This is a genomic window from Neomegalonema sp., assembly GCF_028688855.1.
In the GTDB taxonomy this organism is placed as follows: domain Bacteria; phylum Pseudomonadota; class Alphaproteobacteria; order Rhodobacterales; family Rhodobacteraceae; genus Neomegalonema.
The window spans coordinates 74,516-88,778 of sequence record NZ_JAQTXI010000006.1; the positions used below are offsets into that span (position 1 = coordinate 74,516).

Here is a 14,263-nt window from a genome sequence, read left to right on the forward strand (position 1 = left end):
GCGGTCTTCCCGGTTTCAGGAGGGCCGCGCGGCGTCGTTGTTGAAGAAGAGTTGTTTCAGTCTATGGCGATGATCTCCAAGCCCTGCGCGATCAGCGGCACGAGAGGCATCAGATCATGCGAGGAGCCGCGAGAAAGATAGAACGTCCGCAATCCCGTCAGCCCTGCCAGCGGCGCCAGATCGCTGACCGAGGTGGAACGGAGACCCAGTTCCTGCAACCCGATCAGTCCAGCCAGCGGCGTCAGATCGCCGACCGAGGTGGAGGAGAGATAAAGTTTCTGCAACTTGGTCAGTCCGGCCAGCGGCGTCAGATCGCTGATGGGAGTGTAGCTGAGGTCCAGTGTCCGCAATTCAGTCAATCCAGCCAGCGGCGTCAGATCGCGGACCTCAGTGGAGGCGAGATTAAGTTCCTGCAACCCGGTCAGTCCGGCCAGCGGCATCAAGTTGCTGATGGCGAAATTTTCCTTCGGAATGTTGAGCATTCCCATCTTTGCGAGTAAGGATGAATGTGTTGGGGAAAACAAATATGTAAGGGACTTTAATCCCTTCAGGCTAGAAATCTCCGGCGGCAGGGTTTTAAGCGCTTCAAGGTCAGCGAAACTCAACTTCTGACCGCTTCCATCCCCTTTAATTGCTGCGATGCGGCGGCGGGCCTCGACGAGGGTGGCTTGCTCATCAGTTTTCCATAAAAGAGCCAGCGCTTGGGAAGGCTGCACGGATCCCGACATCTTGGGCAGAGGGGAAGGATCACTGACGGAGGTGAAGGTGAGATCTAGATTCTGCAACCCCGTCAGGCGCGTGATTTCCGGCGGCAGAGTTTTCAGCGCCTCAAGATCACCGAAACTCAACCTCTGACCCCTTCCATCTCCTTCAATCTCTGCGATGCGGCGGCGGGCCTCGGCGAAGGCGGCGTGTTCATTCGTCTTCCATAGATCCTGCTGAATCTGCTCGGCCGTCCGGCTCTCTTGCGCCGTCGCGGCGCCTGCTCCGAAGACTAGAGCCGTCGCCGTCAGAATCTCCGCGAGCCGTTTCGTCGTTTTGCGCATGAAGCCTCTCCCGTTCCCGCATGAGGCCGAACCTTGCCGGAAAGATCCCCAAAACGCAACCGCCCGCCGGAGTCTCCTCCGGCGGGCGTTTCGCGTCATGCGCGGCGGCTCACTCGGCCGCCTGCGCCTGATTCATCGCGCCGCCCGGTCCGATGGTCGCCAGAGGCGCCACGGTGAAGTCGTCGGCGAGGTCCTGGAAGGACAGCACCGGCACATGACGCAGCCCGTTGTTCGCCAGCAGCGTCCGCGTGAAGCGCCGCACGTCCAGCGAGGTCAGGATCACCGGCTGAGGCGCCCCCGGCATGGGCTCGCGCAGGGCGCCCCGGATCGCCTCCACCATCCGCGCCGACATCATGTCGTCCAGCGCGAGATATTCGCCCACCGTCGTCTGACGGATCGAGCCGCGCACCACGTCTTCAAGGCTGCGGTCCAGCAGATAGGCCGGGATCACGCGGTCGGGTCCGGCCACGGTGTCGCAGATCTGGCGCTTGAGCGCCGTCCGGACGTATTCCGACAGCACGACGGGATCCTGCTCCTTGGCGCCCCATTCCGCGATGGCCTCCAGCACCACGCGCCAGTTGCGCAGAGGCACGCCTTCGTCCACCAGACGCCGCAGCACCTCGGCGAACTTGTTGGCCGAAAGCGCGCTGCGCGCCTCGCTGGCCAGATCCGGATAGAGCGAGGCCGCGTCCGAGACCGCCAGCCGCGCCTCCTGCACGCCCACGCAGGCGCTGGCGTAGCGCTTCTGCGCCGCCGAGGCCACCCGCGCCAGAGCCTCCGCCGGAGTCAGCGCCGTCAGGCCGTCGCCGATGAGCTTCTCGCGGGCGGCCTCGGGCGCGAAGCCCATCCGCGCGAAGCCCGGCGGAGTCTCGGGCGCGGATTCGAAGGGCACCCCCGCCAGCCGGAGATTCTCCTCCTCGGCGTCGGTGATCAGCGCGCCGGGACGCAGATGGAATTCGGCCACCGAAACCTCGTCGAGCTCGATCCGGGCCGAGCCCTCGGGCAAGGAGGAATCGCGGATCAGACGCGGCGGCAGGATCGTCAGGCCCATCTTCGCGTTGAGCTCATGGGTCGCCTGACGGGTCGAGTCCCGGAAGCTCTCCTCCTCGGCCTCGTCGAGGAGATTCGGATCCACGCGCAGCGCGAAGGGGCTGGCCTTGGCCTCCAGCAGGGCCGCCGCCGCGACGGCCTCCGCGTTCGGGCCGACCGCCTCGACCTCGGGCTCGCCGAAGATCCGGCGGCGGATCTCGTCCGAGAAGCTCAGCGCCCCGAAGCCCAGACCCAGAAGCAGGAAGATCAGCGTCGGGAAGCCGGGGATCAGCCCCACCACCGCCAGGACCACGCCCGCCATCCGCAGCGCGATCTTGCTGGAGAACATCTGGCGCGTGATGTCGGCGCTGAGGTTGCGGCCGCCGTCGGCGGAGACGCGCGTCACCAGGGCGCTCGCGCCCAGCGAGACGAAGAGCGCCGGAAGCTGCGTCGCGAGGCCGTCGCCGATGGTCAGCAGCGAATAGACGGTTCCGGCCTGGCTGGCGCTCATGCCATGCTGCATCACGCCCACCGCCATGCCGCCCAGCAGGTTGATCGCCACGATCACCAGACCGGCGATGGCGTCGCCCTTCACGAATTTCATCGCGCCGTCCATGGCGCCGTGGAACTGGCTTTCGGAGGTCAGGGCGTTGCGGCGACGGCGGGCTTCGGGAGCGTCGATGTCGCCGTTGCGGAGGTCCGCGTCGATGGCCATCTGCTTGCCGGGCATGGCGTCGAGGGTGAAGCGCGCCGAGACCTCGGCCACGCGCTCCGAACCCTTGGTGATCACGATGAACTGCACGATGGTGATGATGAGGAACACCACCATGCCCACCGCCAGATTCCCCGCGATCACGAATTCGCCGAAGGTGCGGATGATCTCGCCCGCGTCGGCCTGAACGAGGATCAGGCGCGTGGTCGTCACGCTGAGCGCGAGGCGGAAGATGGTCACGATCAGGATGATCGAAGGCAGCGTGGAGAGCTCCAGCGGATCCTTGATGAACAGCGCCATCATCAGCAGCAGCACCGAAGCCGCCAGATTCACCGCGATCAGCGTGTCCACCAGCCAGGTCGGCAACGGCACGATCATCATCAGGATCGCCGAAACCAGCAGCACCACGACCACCAGATCCTGACGCTGCCCGACCAGATGCAGGAACTTGCGCATGCCCAACCCCTTCACGGCGCCGCGGGAGATCCGGCGCGATCCGTCGAAATGATCCGTCGAGATTCCGGGCCCCCCGGAGGGAGACCGGCGCGCGGGCTAGATCCGCCGCCGCTCGTCGAAGAGCGCCTGCGCCTCGCGGACGCGCCCCAGAGCCAGCAGGGCCCGCGCCCGCAGATGCAGCGCCGCGCGCAGATCCTCCGATCCGGTGAGCGTCGGCTCCAGCCTGTCGAGCACGGCCAGGGTCTTGTCCGGCGAATCGGTGAGCAGATGGGCGCAGGCCAGAAGCCTCAGCACCTCGCCGTCGCGCGGGGCGCGGCGCTGGGCCGACAGCAGCAGCGCAAGAGCCTGCTCCGGAAAGCCCTGGGTCAGATAGAGCCGCCCCAGAGCCGTCAGGGCCTCGGCGGCGCGCCCTGCGACGGGCGTCGTCCGGGTCGAGGGCGCGGCGGGCCGGAAGCCGAGGATCTCGCCGCTCATGCTCAGGCCTTCAGAAGGGCGTTGATCTGCCGGGAAAGCTCGCGCCGGGCGGCCAGATGGGTCTCCACCACCACGGCGGCGTAGCGGTCCACCGGATCGGCGCTCGCGGCCAGATCGCCCGCGGCGTCGGTCAGGGCGATGGTCGCGGCGGGATCCACCACGCGCATCCCCCCCGCAGGCGCCGCAAGGAAGGTCGCCAGGGCCTCGTCCACCGGAGGCGGATCGAAGACCGCGCCCTCGGAGACCGCGCCCGAGGTCTCGACGCTCCGGGCGGTGGTCTGGGCGCTGCGGCGCAGGCGCTCGGCCTCCGCCTGCTGGAGATTCGCGGCGGAGGGCGGGCGTCTCGGGCTCCGGACGCCGCCCGTCCCGCTCACGGCGGAGGAGCGCGTGGAGGGCAGGCCGGACGAAGGGCCGGTCGTGCGCAGGTTGCTCATGGCGTGACGCCTCCTCTGGAAAGGACTCGGGGGCCGGGACCGCAAGGCCCGGGGAAAAGGAACGACGGCTCCGGAAGCCTCCGGAGCCCTGAACGCAGCAAGATCCGGACCAGCCGCGCCCGCCTCCCGCGCTCGGGACCCGAGGCGTCGAGGCCGACCCCGCAGGAGCGGGATCGGCCTCGGGGGTCCGGCGGGGTCCGCGCTTCTCCGCTCCCGGTCGGGCCTCCACCGGTCGGGGGGCCTGCGGTCGGGAGCGGGGGGCGGGTCATGGAGCGATGGCGACGATCTGGCCGCCGCGCTCCAGATGGAGGTCGCCGTCCTGCAGCCCGACGAAGCGCCAGCCGCCCGGCAGGACGTCGCCGGGACGGTTGCGCGAGCCGTCCTGAAGGATGATCAGCGGTTGGGGCGAGGTCCAGGCCGAGCGGATCGCGAAAGGCAGCGTGACTTCGGCGGGAGGCGGCGGCTCGGCCGCAGGGGTCGCCGCGGCGCCGAAGCGCTCGCTCAGGGCCAGACGCGCGCCATAGGCCGAGTCGAACCACAGGCGCTCGGCCTCCCAGAGCGGGCGGAGGCCTTCGGTCATGGGGCCCGAGACCTGGACGCGTCCGTTGGCGGAATCGCCCTGCGCCCGCAGGACTCCGGCGCCGGCGGCGTTGAGGCGGGCCTGAAGCTCGCGGGCGGCGCCCTCGGCGACGCGGCCCTGGGCCATCTGGGCGATCTGGCGGGTGGGGTCGGGCTGGACGGGGCTCGGGGCGCCCGTGACGCCCGAGCCCATGGCCAGAGCCGCAAGGCCCAGGGCTCCGGCGGCCAGAGGCGCGATGGCCTGGGAATGTCCGAACATGGGTTTGCGCGAGAGCTCGAAGACCTCTCGGCCGAGCGTCACCTGGGCGTCGCGGGGGGCCCGGCGCCAGACGCCGAGCGGCAGGGCGTCGCCTTCCAGCGCGGCGGCCCCGGCTTCGAGACGCAGGCGCGGCCCGAGGAGATGTCCGGAATCGAGCGTCAGACGGGTGTCGGCCAGGGCGGGGTCGCCGAGGCGGATCTGAGAGTCGGGCGCGCCGCCGATGCTCCAGAGGCCTGGAGCGAGCTCTTCGCTGGCTCCCTTGTGGGCGCCGGCTACGAAATCGAGCCGTATGCGGCGCGCCTCTCTCCAAAGCGGGAAAGCCATGATGAGGCGACTCCGAATTCAGGAACGGCGGGGGAGAGGAGTGGACCCGGCGCCCATGCGGGGGAAGGGCGCCGGGGTCGCAGCGTCAGTTGTTCAGACGGTTCTGGGCCGCCGAGAGGGCCGAACCGGCCTCCTGGCGAAGCTGGGTCATCTTCGACGCCTGCGCGATGGCGCGGTCGAAGCCCGCCTGCATCTGGGCGATCTGGGCGTCCGAGTCGGCGTTGCTGCTGCCGCCGGCCGCCGACGAAGCGGCGCCCGAGGCGCCGGTGCTGGTCACATTGCTGGCCATCTTCACTTGCTCCTTTGTTGAGCCTTCCACAAGTCCGGCAGGGCCGTCAGAGCCGCGTCATAGGCGCGGGCCGAGACGTCGTTTCCGTGGCCGGGGCGAGACGCCGTCCAGAGCGCCCTTCCCTCCAGAAGCTGACGGCGCAGATCCCGGAGCACGATCCCTTGCGGGTCTCGGGCCAGGGTCTTCGCCAGATCGTCCTGAGCAAGGGGAGAGAGCGTCATTAAGGATTTCATCCCGGTTCTGCCTTGATATGTTTTTATATGAAACATATGCCAAGATCAAACGATTTATGTGGAAAACAAATCGGAGTTCTTTGCGTATCTTGTTCTTAATAAACGAAAATCGTCTCATTTAAAGAATTGAATCGCGAACATGCGAAATTCGTGCCGATTCGTGCCGATATGTCACAAGGCCCCGACCTGAGACATCAGATTCGCGACGTCCTGGAATTGTCCTTCCGGGATGTATCTGCGTTCGCGGCCCTTTTCGGTCAAGGACTCCACAAGGTCGGGCTGCGTGGCGATGAAGGCGCCGTCCATGGCCGCCTGACGCGCGTAAAGCCCGGCCTTCGCGCCCTTTCCGATGAAGACGATGGCCGGAGCAGGCGTTTCGCCGCGCACATAGCGCAATCCGACGGCCTGTCCGTTGCGCCCGAGCACCACCATGGTCGGGACCACGCTGGCCAGCTTCGCCTGACCCGTCGTCTCGCCTTCGCCCATGGCGCCTTCGTAGCGCATCTCGCGGCGACGCATCATGATGGTGGGATCGCCATACATCTCCTTGCGCTCGCGTTTCATTTCGGTATGGGTCATGCGCATTTCGCGCAGGAAGAGCCATTTCTGGATCCCGGTGTCGAACAGCGCGTTGAGCGCGAAGATCGCGATGCTCGCCAGAGCGATGGGAATCATGGCCTTGCTCAGCGCCAGCCCGACGCAGGCCGCTCCGCAGAGGGGCGTCTGCATGGCGGCGGGCAGCGCCCACCACCCCGCAAGGCCCACGATCCCGATGATCAGCAGCGACTTGAACAGGGATTTCAGGAACTCGATCAGATTGCGCACCGAGAAGATGCGCTTGAAGCCCTTCACCGGATCTATCTTGGAATAGGCGGGCTTGAGCGGCTCGGCCGCGAAGAGAAGCCCCTTGTGCGCGATGATCGAGCCGATGAAGGCCGCCAGAAGCGGCAGCAGCATCAGCGGCGCGACCATCGCCGCCGAGTCGCTCCAGACGCTGCGCACGGCGGCGGGCCAGTGGCTCGGACGGGGCCCGCCTTCCGCCGAGGCGGCCAGAGCCATCTGGTCGAACATGTGCGCGAAGCCCGCCTGCATCGAGCGCCAGGCCAGCATGAGGTAGATCACGCAGACGATGAAGGAGGAGGCGACGATCAGGTCGCGGCCCTGGGCCACCTGGCCCTTCTTGCGCTGCTCCTTGATCTTGTGTTCGGTCGCCGGGAGGGTTTTCTCCTCCGAGCCGTCGTCGCCGCCGCTCATTCGAGCGCCCTTTCCAGATAGGCCATGGTCTCGCGCAGATCCAGCACGTCCGCGGCGTAGTAGAAGGCGTAGAGATAGAGGAAGGCCGGAGTCAGGAAGAGATAGGCCAGATTCTTGATCGACAGCGTCAGATCGAAGATGTTCACCTGAGGCGCGAGGCGGCTGGCGATGCCGAAGGCGATCTCCGAAAGGAACATGGCGATCAGCAAGGGCGCCGCCAGGGCGATGGCGAGGCTCGACACCTTGCGCAGCACCTCGACGATCATGGGCCAGACGTTGTCCAGCGGCGGCGGCGTGGCCTCGAAGACGCTCCAGAGCCCGTAGGTGCCGTAAAGCGCCGTGATGAGGTCGCGCAGCCCTCCGGAGGCCATGAAGATCCCCGTCATGGCCAGAGCGTAGATCGCGCCCGTGACGAGAGGCTCGGTCTGGGTGTCGGGGGCGATGATCGTCGAGGACATGGCGCCCCGATAGACGTCGATCTGGGTGCCCGCCATCTCGGCGGCCCAGAAGGGCGCGCCGAAGATCGCCCCGAGCGCGATCCCGATCAGCACCTCCTTGACCATCAGCAGCCCGAGGTTCTGCGCCCCCAGAGGCTCGGCGAGGGCGGTCAGATGGGCGTGGACCTCCGGAATCACCGGCGCCGCCATGGCCAGCGCGAAGACGTTGCGCACCGGGCCCTGAAGCCCCAGCCAGATGAAGGCCGGAAACACCGTCAGGATGCCCAGCGGCCGCGCGATGGAGAGCGCCGCCGCCTGCACCCAGGGCATGTAGATGTAGCTCATCTCCGCGACGAGATCGGCGGGACCCATGGCCGAGCCCCTCCTATCTGGTCAGGAGCGGAAAGACGCGGAAGGCGTTGTCGGTCATCTGGACCAGCGGCTGCGCGAGGCTCGCGCCGAACATCAGGAAGGCCGCCGAAACCGCGATGATCTTGGCGGTGAGCGGCAGGGTCTGGTCCTGGATCTGCGTGACCGCCTGGAACAGCGCCACGATGAATCCGACGATGGTCGCGATGACCAGCGGAGGACCCGCCGAAGCCGCCGCCGCGCCCGCCGCCTCGCCCAGATAACGCGCGATGAAATCGGTCTCCATGGGGGATCTCCTAACCGCCGCCGGCGGCGGGGGCGTAGCTCAGGACGAGGCCCTGCACGAGCCGCGCCCAGCCGTCCACCACCACGAAGAGGAAAAGCTTGAAGGGCACCGCCATGGTCTGCGGCGAGACCATCATCATGCCCAGAGACATCAGAACCGCCGAAACCACCAGATCCACCGCCAGGAAGGGCAGATAGAGCAGGAAGCCGATCTCGAAGGCGCGGGTCAGCTCCGAGACGAGGAAGGCGGGAATCAGGATGATCAGATCGGAGTCGGTGGTGGCCTCCTGAGCCTCCGGCGACCAGACCCGCGCCGTCGCCGAGAGGAAGAAGGCCCGGTCCTCCAGCCGCGCGTGCTGGAGCAGGAAGTCGCGCATGGGCTCCTTGGCGCGGTCGAGGGCCTCGGTCCATTGCGCGACGCTGGTGAGCTCGACGCCCGGCGCCATGATGTGGTCGCGCACCGCCAGAGCCACCGGCGCCGCGATGTAGACGGCGAGGATCGCCGAGATTCCGTAAAGCACCATGTTCGGCGGAGTCTGCTGCACTCCGAGCGCGTTGCGCACCAGCAGCAGCACCACCGAGATCTTGGCGAAGGCGGTCGTCGCCACCGCGACGAAGGACAGCATGCCCACCGCCATGGTGATGACGATGAGCGAAACGATGTTCGCGCTAAGCTCGGGCATGGACGAAGCTCCGGATCGGGAGGCGCCTCACGGGGCCTGATCCCGGAAGGAGGGAGGGCTCACGAGAAGATGCGCGTCAGGCGCACGCCGACGCTCTCGCCGATCATGACCACCTGGCCCTGAGCGATGCGGCGGCCCTCGACCATCACGTCGACGGCGCCGTCCGGCGCGCGGCTGACCGGAATCGCCGAGCCCACGCCCAGACCCCGCAGCTCGCTCCAGGGCAGCGAGATCCGCCCCACCTCGAAGACCAGCCGCACGGGAATCTCATCCAGCGTGGCGTCGTCCGCCACGAAGCCGCCCTGGGACGCGTCCGCCATCACCAACTCCTCATATCTCCGGGCCAGCTCGAAGCTGGCCGGACCTGTGGCCCCGACCTCGCCCCTGGGGTTGAACTGGCCCGGCGCCGCGGCGCGTTCGCCGAAGACGATCAGGGCCGCCCTTCCGGGGGCGAAGCTCTCGACCAGCACCACGTCGCCGACCGCCATGGGCGCGCCCCGGGGCAGACGGGAGGCGCCGATCCGCGCCGCGACCGTCACCGAGGCGGCGGCGTGGGCGGGGGAATCCTGCGTCTCCTGCGTCTCCCAGAGCGCCTCGAGGGCGGCGGCCAGATCCGGCGGCGCATGGAGCGTCGCGGGCCAGGCTTCTCCGAAGCCCTCCACAATGGCGTCGAGGCGTTGATATTTCGTGCCGGGCGCGACGGCGGGCGCCAGCTTCGTCAGGGCGAGGCTCAGGCCGAGCCGGGCCTCCAGAGCCTGGATCGCGGGCAGAAGCCCGAGCTCGACCAGAAGCGCGCCGCTTTCGGCGTCCATCTCGGCCGGATCATGCTCCGGATCTCCCTCGCGCATGAGGGCCTCGATCAGGCCGCGCGGCAGGGCCAGACGAAAGGGCGCGCCGCCGCATTCGCCGTGCAGATGCAGACGCTCCGGCTCGGCTTCGGCGGAGGGGCCGCCGGTCAGCATGAGGCTCAGGGGCGGGTCTTCGAGGATCAGCGGAGTCCGGGGCCGCGCCCGCAGACGCGCCCGCTCCGCCTCGCGCAGGCTGAGCCGGGGCCAGGGGTAGGGCTGGATCGCCGAACGCGGGCTGCGGAGGTTCATCATGCGCCGCCCGATCCCGGCGCGCCGCCGGAGCCTTCCGCCGATCCTCCTCCCGGAGCTCCTCCTCCCGGCGCTCCGCCGCGCGCGAAGGAGCGGCCCGTGGCCAGTTCGTCGAGATCCTGCTCCTGGCGCTTTTCGGAGACGCGGCGCAGATCCATCCGGGCCTCCTGCGCGACTTCATGGGTGGTTTCGGTTCTGGCGTGGGCGGTCGCCCATTCGCGACGGGCGCGTTCGGCGGCTTCTCCGGCGCGGCGCACTTCGAGGCGGGCCATGGCGATCTGACGGGCGTAGCCCTCGCGTTCGCGCATGAGGTCGCTGTGGAAGTTCTGCGCGCCCTCCATGGCGCCGACGGGCCTGCCCTTCAGCGCCGTGTCGTGGAATTCGCGCATGCGCTGTTCGAGGCGTCCGTCGAACCTGCTCAGCGCGGTCTCCGCCTTGAGGACGTCCTGTTCGGCCTGGTCCACGCGGGTCCGGGCGGTCTGGAAGCGCTGTTCGGCGGCGTTTTCGCGCACGCGGCGGATCTGGCCGATCATCTTGAGGTCGTTCAGGCTCATCGCGGGGCGTCCTCCCCTTGAGCGCCGGTCAGGGCGAACATCTTCGCGCGGGTCTCCTCCCAGCTCGCGGGGCGGGAGAGCGAGCGGTAGAGGAAGTTCTCGATCTCGTCCTTCTTGGCGATGGCCTCGTCGGCGAGGGGGTCGGCGCCGTGGCGATGCTCGCCCATGCGGACCAGCAGCTCGACGTCCTTCCAGCGCGAGAGCAGAGCCCTCAGGCGATCCGCGCCCGCGCGATGCTTCGCGCTGGTCACGCGGGTCATGACGCGGCTGCGGCTGGCGAGCACGTCGATGGCCGGATAGCGTCCGGCCTCGGCGATCTTGCGCGAAAGCACGATATGTCCGTCCAGCAAGGCGCGGGCCTCCTCGGCCACAGGGTCTCCGACGCCGTCATCCTCCATGAGAACCGTATAGAAAGCGGTAATGGATCCGCCGTTCGAGGCCGCTCCTGCGCGTTCGATCAGCCGGGGCATGAGCGCGAAGACCGAAGGCGGAAAGGCCCGTCGCGCCGGAGGCTCGCCCGCGGCGAGTCCGATCTCGCGCTGGGCGCGGGCGAGGCGGGTGATGCTGTCCATCAGCAGGATCACCTTCTTGCCCTGATCGCGGAAATATTCGGCGATGGCCGTCGCCACGAAGGGCGCCTTGAGGCGCTCCATGGAGGGGCGGTCCGAAGTCGCCGCCACCACCACCGAGCGCGCCAGACCTTCCGGCCCGAGCGCCTCCTCGATGAACTCCGAGACCTCGCGGCCGCGCTCGCCGACCAGGGCGATCACCGCCACATCCGCCGAAGAGGCCTTGGCGATGGCCGCCATGAGCGTCGACTTGCCCACGCCCGGCTCGCCGAAGAGGCCGATGCGCTGGCCCTCGCCGCAGACGTTCAGGGCGTCGAAGGCGGGAATCCCGAGCGGCAGCGGCTTGACGATGGGCGCCCGCGCCAGAGGATCGGGCGCGTCGGCCATGACGGGCCGCCACGAGCTCGGGCGCAGGGGGCCTTTGGTGGCGGTGTCGATGGGGCGTCCGAGGCCGTCCAGCACCCGCCCGAGCAGCTCCGGCCCCACGCCCGCCATGAGCGGCCCGCCCGTCGGGGCGGCCTGGGTGCGGGTGGAGAGTCCGGTCATGTCGCCCATGACGCTGAGCAGCGCCGCGCCGTCGCGCAGGCCCACGACCTCGGCGTAACGGACGCCCTCCGCGAAGCCGCCCGGCTCGCGGAGTTCGCAGATCTCGCCCAGACGCGCCCCCGGAAGGGTCGCCTCGACGATCACGCCCGAGACCTTCGCCACCCGTCCGATGAGCGGGCGGGTCTCCAGGGCGCCGGGGATCTCCAGCGCCCGCGCCATGCGCCGCGCGGCGGCGGCGAAGCCCTGCGCGCCGCCCGTCATGAGAGGTCTCCCTGATCGGGATAGCTCGCCGAATAGCTGGAGGAGAGCGAGAAGGTCAGGCCGCCCGGCTGCGGAGCCTCCTGAGGCTGGGGCTGGGGCTGGGGCGCGGGCGTCGCCGGACGCGGCTGGGCCTGAGGCTGCTGAGGCGGCGTCTGCTGAGGCTGGGCGGGGTGAGGCGCGTGCTGGGCGGCCTCGAAGGGATCGGGGCCGAAGCTCTGGCGGCCCGGCGCCTGGGGGGGCTCGGGCGATTCGAGGGCGGCGCGCAGCCCCGCTTCGAGGGCCTGGATCTGGGCGGCGAGGCCCAGCTCCACGTCGCCCCAGGGAGTCTGGAGCAGCGAGCTGCCCGCAGGCGCCTGCGGATCTCCGCGCACTTCGAGCGCGTGATGGGGATCGAGCCGCGTCAGGCGCTCGCGCACCTCTCCGACCAGCGGCGCGGGCACGTTGAGCGTCAGCCGCGCGCCGGAGCCGAAATCCTGGAGGGCGCGCCTGGCGGCCCGCGCGATGAGTTCGGCGGGCGGCGCGGGCTCCAGCAACAGCCGCAGCGCCGAGGTCACCAGCTCGGGCAGATGGCGCGACATCTCCTGAAGATCCGCCGCCGAGCGCGCGGCCCGCTCGGCGAGAAGGGCGGCGGCGCGTCTGCGGCCTTCCTCTTCGGCGGCGGCCTCGATCTGGCGGGCGCGGCCCTGGGCCTCCGCGACGATGCGCTGAGCCTGGGCCCGCGCGGCGTGAGCCGCCGATTCGGCTTCGGCCAGAGGCGTCAGGCTCTCGGCCTTGAGCAGCGGAGAAGGTCTGCCGACCCCCCCGAAGCCGAGGCGGGCGGGACGCGCCGGATCGGACATGGCGTCGGACATGGCGAACTCCTCAAGGGGTCCGGCCGCCGATCCCTCGGATCGGCCCGAGGCCCCGGATGGTCATCCTGACCGCGCCCTCAGCGGGCGGCGGCCTCAGCGGCGATCCGCTCGACGAGCGCCGCGCCGCGCCGCGCCAGATCGGGGTCCTCCGGCGGCGCCAGGAGGGCGCTCGACGGCGAGAGAAGCCCCACGCGCGCCGCCACCGAAACCGGCTGTCCGGCCAGCCAGGCCGCGAAGGCCCGGCCTCCCGAACTGCGGACGGCTTCGGCGATCTCTTCGGGCGTCAGGCGCTCGGGCGGATCGTCGGGATCGGTCCATGCGAAATCCGCGCCATCTCCGGGCTCCTCGAGGCCGTGGCGGCGGGCGGCGGCGGCCGGATCGCGTCCGAGGGCGGCGGAGAGGCGTTTCTGCTCCTCGCCCTTGAGCAGCCCCAGCACGGCGGCCGCCTCGAGGGCGGCGCCTGCGTCGAGGCGCAGCTGGTCGATGCGGGGGGCGTCCATCTCCAGCACCGCGAGGGCGCCGGGCGAAGCGGTCCAGGGCGGAGCCCCCGCGCCGTGCAGACGCGCCAGACGCGCCCCCAGACGCGCCCGGAACCTCGGCTCCGTCAGAAGGCGCCGCGCGCCCTCCGCGCCGAAGACGGAGGGGACGGCCTCCTCGAGGAGTTCGGCTGCGGCGCGGGCCTCGGCGGCGCGCGCCACGCGCCTCAGGGCGACGGCTTCGAGAGCCGCCGCCCGTCGGGCGTCGATCTGCGCGGGGGTCATCGCCGACCGCGCCTGTCTTCGCGCCTTGATCCGGTGTGGAAGGTCAGGGCCAGAGCGCCCAGAAGCGCCGCGCCGAGCGCCAGGACCAGAGACATGGCCCGCTTGGGCTCTCCGCCGACGACGGCGGCGTTCATCACGCCGGAGCCGGAGGCGTCGAGCGTCGCGCCGCCCGAACCGGTGTAGGGGAAGAAGGCCACCGAAACGCGCTCGTAGGCCAGCCCCTCGACGCTGTTGGCGATGAGCAGCTTGATGCGCGGCGCCAGGCCCTCGACGTCGGTGTTGGGGGCGTAGTGGATCGCCACCGAGGCCGAGGCCGGACGCACCTCGCGCGCGAGGGGGTCGCGCTCGGGGAGCACCAGATGCACGCGGGCGCGGATCACGCCCTCGATCTCCGAGACGGTGCGCGAGAGCTCCTGGTTGCGGGCGTAGATCATCCGGGCCCGCTCTTCGGTGGGGGTGGGGATGAAGCTGTCTCCGGCGAAGATCTCGCCGAACTCCTTGAAGCGTTCGCGGGGCAGGCCGCGGGTCTCCAGAACCTGCATGGCCTGGGCGAAATGGGCCTCGTCGACGCGGATGGTGAACTCGCCCGCCTTGACGGCCGCGCGTTCGGCGGGGATTCCGGCCTGCAGCAGCGCGGCGGCCATCTCGTTGGCGTCGCGCTGGGAGAGCCCCGTATAGAGGTCGGTCTTGCAGCCCGCCAGAGCGAGGGCCGCGACGAAGACCAGGGCGGGCTTGCTGAACTTGAGCATGTCGGCCTCCTG

At 69.6% G+C, this 14,263-nt stretch carries 17 protein-coding genes; all 17 read right to left on the reverse strand.

Annotation, left to right across the window (positions count from 1 at the left end):
* Window positions 1-56 precede the first annotated feature (56 nt).
* Window positions 57-1,046: a leucine-rich repeat domain-containing protein gene (locus tag PHN62_RS06185; protein ID WP_300147808.1), complete on the reverse strand. Its 990-nt coding sequence runs from the start codon at window positions 1,044-1,046 to the stop codon at window positions 57-59.
* 109 nt (window positions 1,047-1,155) lie between these two features.
* Window positions 1,156-3,243: a type III secretion system export apparatus subunit SctV gene (gene sctV, locus PHN62_RS06190; protein WP_300147810.1), complete on the reverse strand. Its 2,088-nt coding sequence runs from the start codon at window positions 3,241-3,243 to the stop codon at window positions 1,156-1,158.
* Between the two features lie 96 nt (window positions 3,244-3,339).
* Window positions 3,340-3,717 (reverse strand): hypothetical protein, encoded by a 378-nt coding sequence (locus tag PHN62_RS06195; RefSeq protein ID WP_300147813.1) that lies wholly within the window; start codon window positions 3,715-3,717, stop codon window positions 3,340-3,342.
* A gap of 2 nt (window positions 3,718-3,719) precedes the next feature.
* Window positions 3,720-4,151 carry a hypothetical protein gene (locus PHN62_RS06200; RefSeq protein ID WP_300147815.1) on the reverse strand — a complete coding sequence of 144 codons (432 nt, stop codon included), beginning with the start codon at window positions 4,149-4,151 and terminating at the stop codon, window positions 3,720-3,722.
* Between the two features lie 265 nt (window positions 4,152-4,416).
* On the reverse strand, window positions 4,417-5,313 hold the full coding sequence (locus PHN62_RS06205) for a hypothetical protein (RefSeq protein ID WP_300147818.1): 897 nt from the start codon (window positions 5,311-5,313) through the stop codon (window positions 4,417-4,419).
* An 85-nt stretch (window positions 5,314-5,398) separates the two neighbouring features.
* Entirely contained in the window at window positions 5,399-5,602 is a 204-nt protein-coding gene (locus tag PHN62_RS06210) for a hypothetical protein (protein ID WP_018633155.1), read from the reverse strand.
* A 2-nt stretch (window positions 5,603-5,604) separates the two neighbouring features.
* The gene (locus tag PHN62_RS06215) at window positions 5,605-5,823 is read right to left on the reverse strand and encodes a hypothetical protein (RefSeq protein ID WP_300147824.1); all 219 of its coding nucleotides are present in this window, start codon (window positions 5,821-5,823) and stop codon (window positions 5,605-5,607) included.
* A 183-nt stretch (window positions 5,824-6,006) separates the two neighbouring features.
* Window positions 6,007-7,089, reverse strand: coding sequence for an EscU/YscU/HrcU family type III secretion system export apparatus switch protein (locus PHN62_RS06220; protein WP_300147826.1), 1,083 nt, complete (start codon window positions 7,087-7,089; stop codon window positions 6,007-6,009).
* Window positions 7,086-7,898 carry a flagellar biosynthetic protein FliR gene (locus PHN62_RS06225; protein WP_300147829.1) on the reverse strand — a complete coding sequence of 271 codons (813 nt, stop codon included), beginning with the start codon at window positions 7,896-7,898 and terminating at the stop codon, window positions 7,086-7,088. Before PHN62_RS06225 ends, PHN62_RS06220 begins: the two co-directional genes overlap by 4 nt.
* A gap of 13 nt (window positions 7,899-7,911) precedes the next feature.
* Window positions 7,912-8,181 (reverse strand): flagellar biosynthetic protein FliQ, encoded by a 270-nt coding sequence (locus PHN62_RS06230; RefSeq protein ID WP_300147831.1) that lies wholly within the window; start codon window positions 8,179-8,181, stop codon window positions 7,912-7,914.
* Window positions 8,182-8,191: 10 nt separating this feature from the next.
* Entirely contained in the window at window positions 8,192-8,863 is a 672-nt protein-coding gene (gene sctR, locus PHN62_RS06235) for a type III secretion system export apparatus subunit SctR (RefSeq protein WP_300147834.1), read from the reverse strand.
* Window positions 8,864-8,922: 59 nt separating this feature from the next.
* Window positions 8,923-9,963: a FliM/FliN family flagellar motor switch protein gene (locus PHN62_RS06240; RefSeq protein ID WP_300147836.1), complete on the reverse strand. Its 1,041-nt coding sequence runs from the start codon at window positions 9,961-9,963 to the stop codon at window positions 8,923-8,925.
* On the reverse strand, window positions 9,960-10,514 hold the full coding sequence (locus PHN62_RS06245; protein WP_300147839.1) for a hypothetical protein: 555 nt from the start codon (window positions 10,512-10,514) through the stop codon (window positions 9,960-9,962). The genes PHN62_RS06240 and PHN62_RS06245 overlap by 4 nt, the downstream gene beginning before the upstream one ends.
* Complete coding sequence (locus PHN62_RS06250; protein ID WP_300147841.1) at window positions 10,511-11,890, reverse strand: FliI/YscN family ATPase; 1,380 nt, start codon at window positions 11,888-11,890, stop codon at window positions 10,511-10,513. The genes PHN62_RS06245 and PHN62_RS06250 overlap by 4 nt, the downstream gene beginning before the upstream one ends.
* Window positions 11,887-12,741, reverse strand: coding sequence for an HrpE/YscL family type III secretion apparatus protein (locus PHN62_RS06255; protein WP_300147845.1), 855 nt, complete (start codon window positions 12,739-12,741; stop codon window positions 11,887-11,889). Before PHN62_RS06255 ends, PHN62_RS06250 begins: the two co-directional genes overlap by 4 nt.
* Window positions 12,742-12,818: 77 nt before the next feature.
* Window positions 12,819-13,502 (reverse strand): hypothetical protein, encoded by a 684-nt coding sequence (locus PHN62_RS06260; protein ID WP_300147848.1) that lies wholly within the window; start codon window positions 13,500-13,502, stop codon window positions 12,819-12,821.
* Window positions 13,499-14,251, reverse strand: a complete 753-nt coding sequence (gene sctJ / locus PHN62_RS06265; protein ID WP_300147850.1) for a type III secretion system inner membrane ring lipoprotein SctJ — start codon at window positions 14,249-14,251, stop codon at window positions 13,499-13,501. The genes PHN62_RS06260 and sctJ overlap by 4 nt, the downstream gene beginning before the upstream one ends.
* Between the last annotated feature and the right edge of the window lie 12 nt (window positions 14,252-14,263).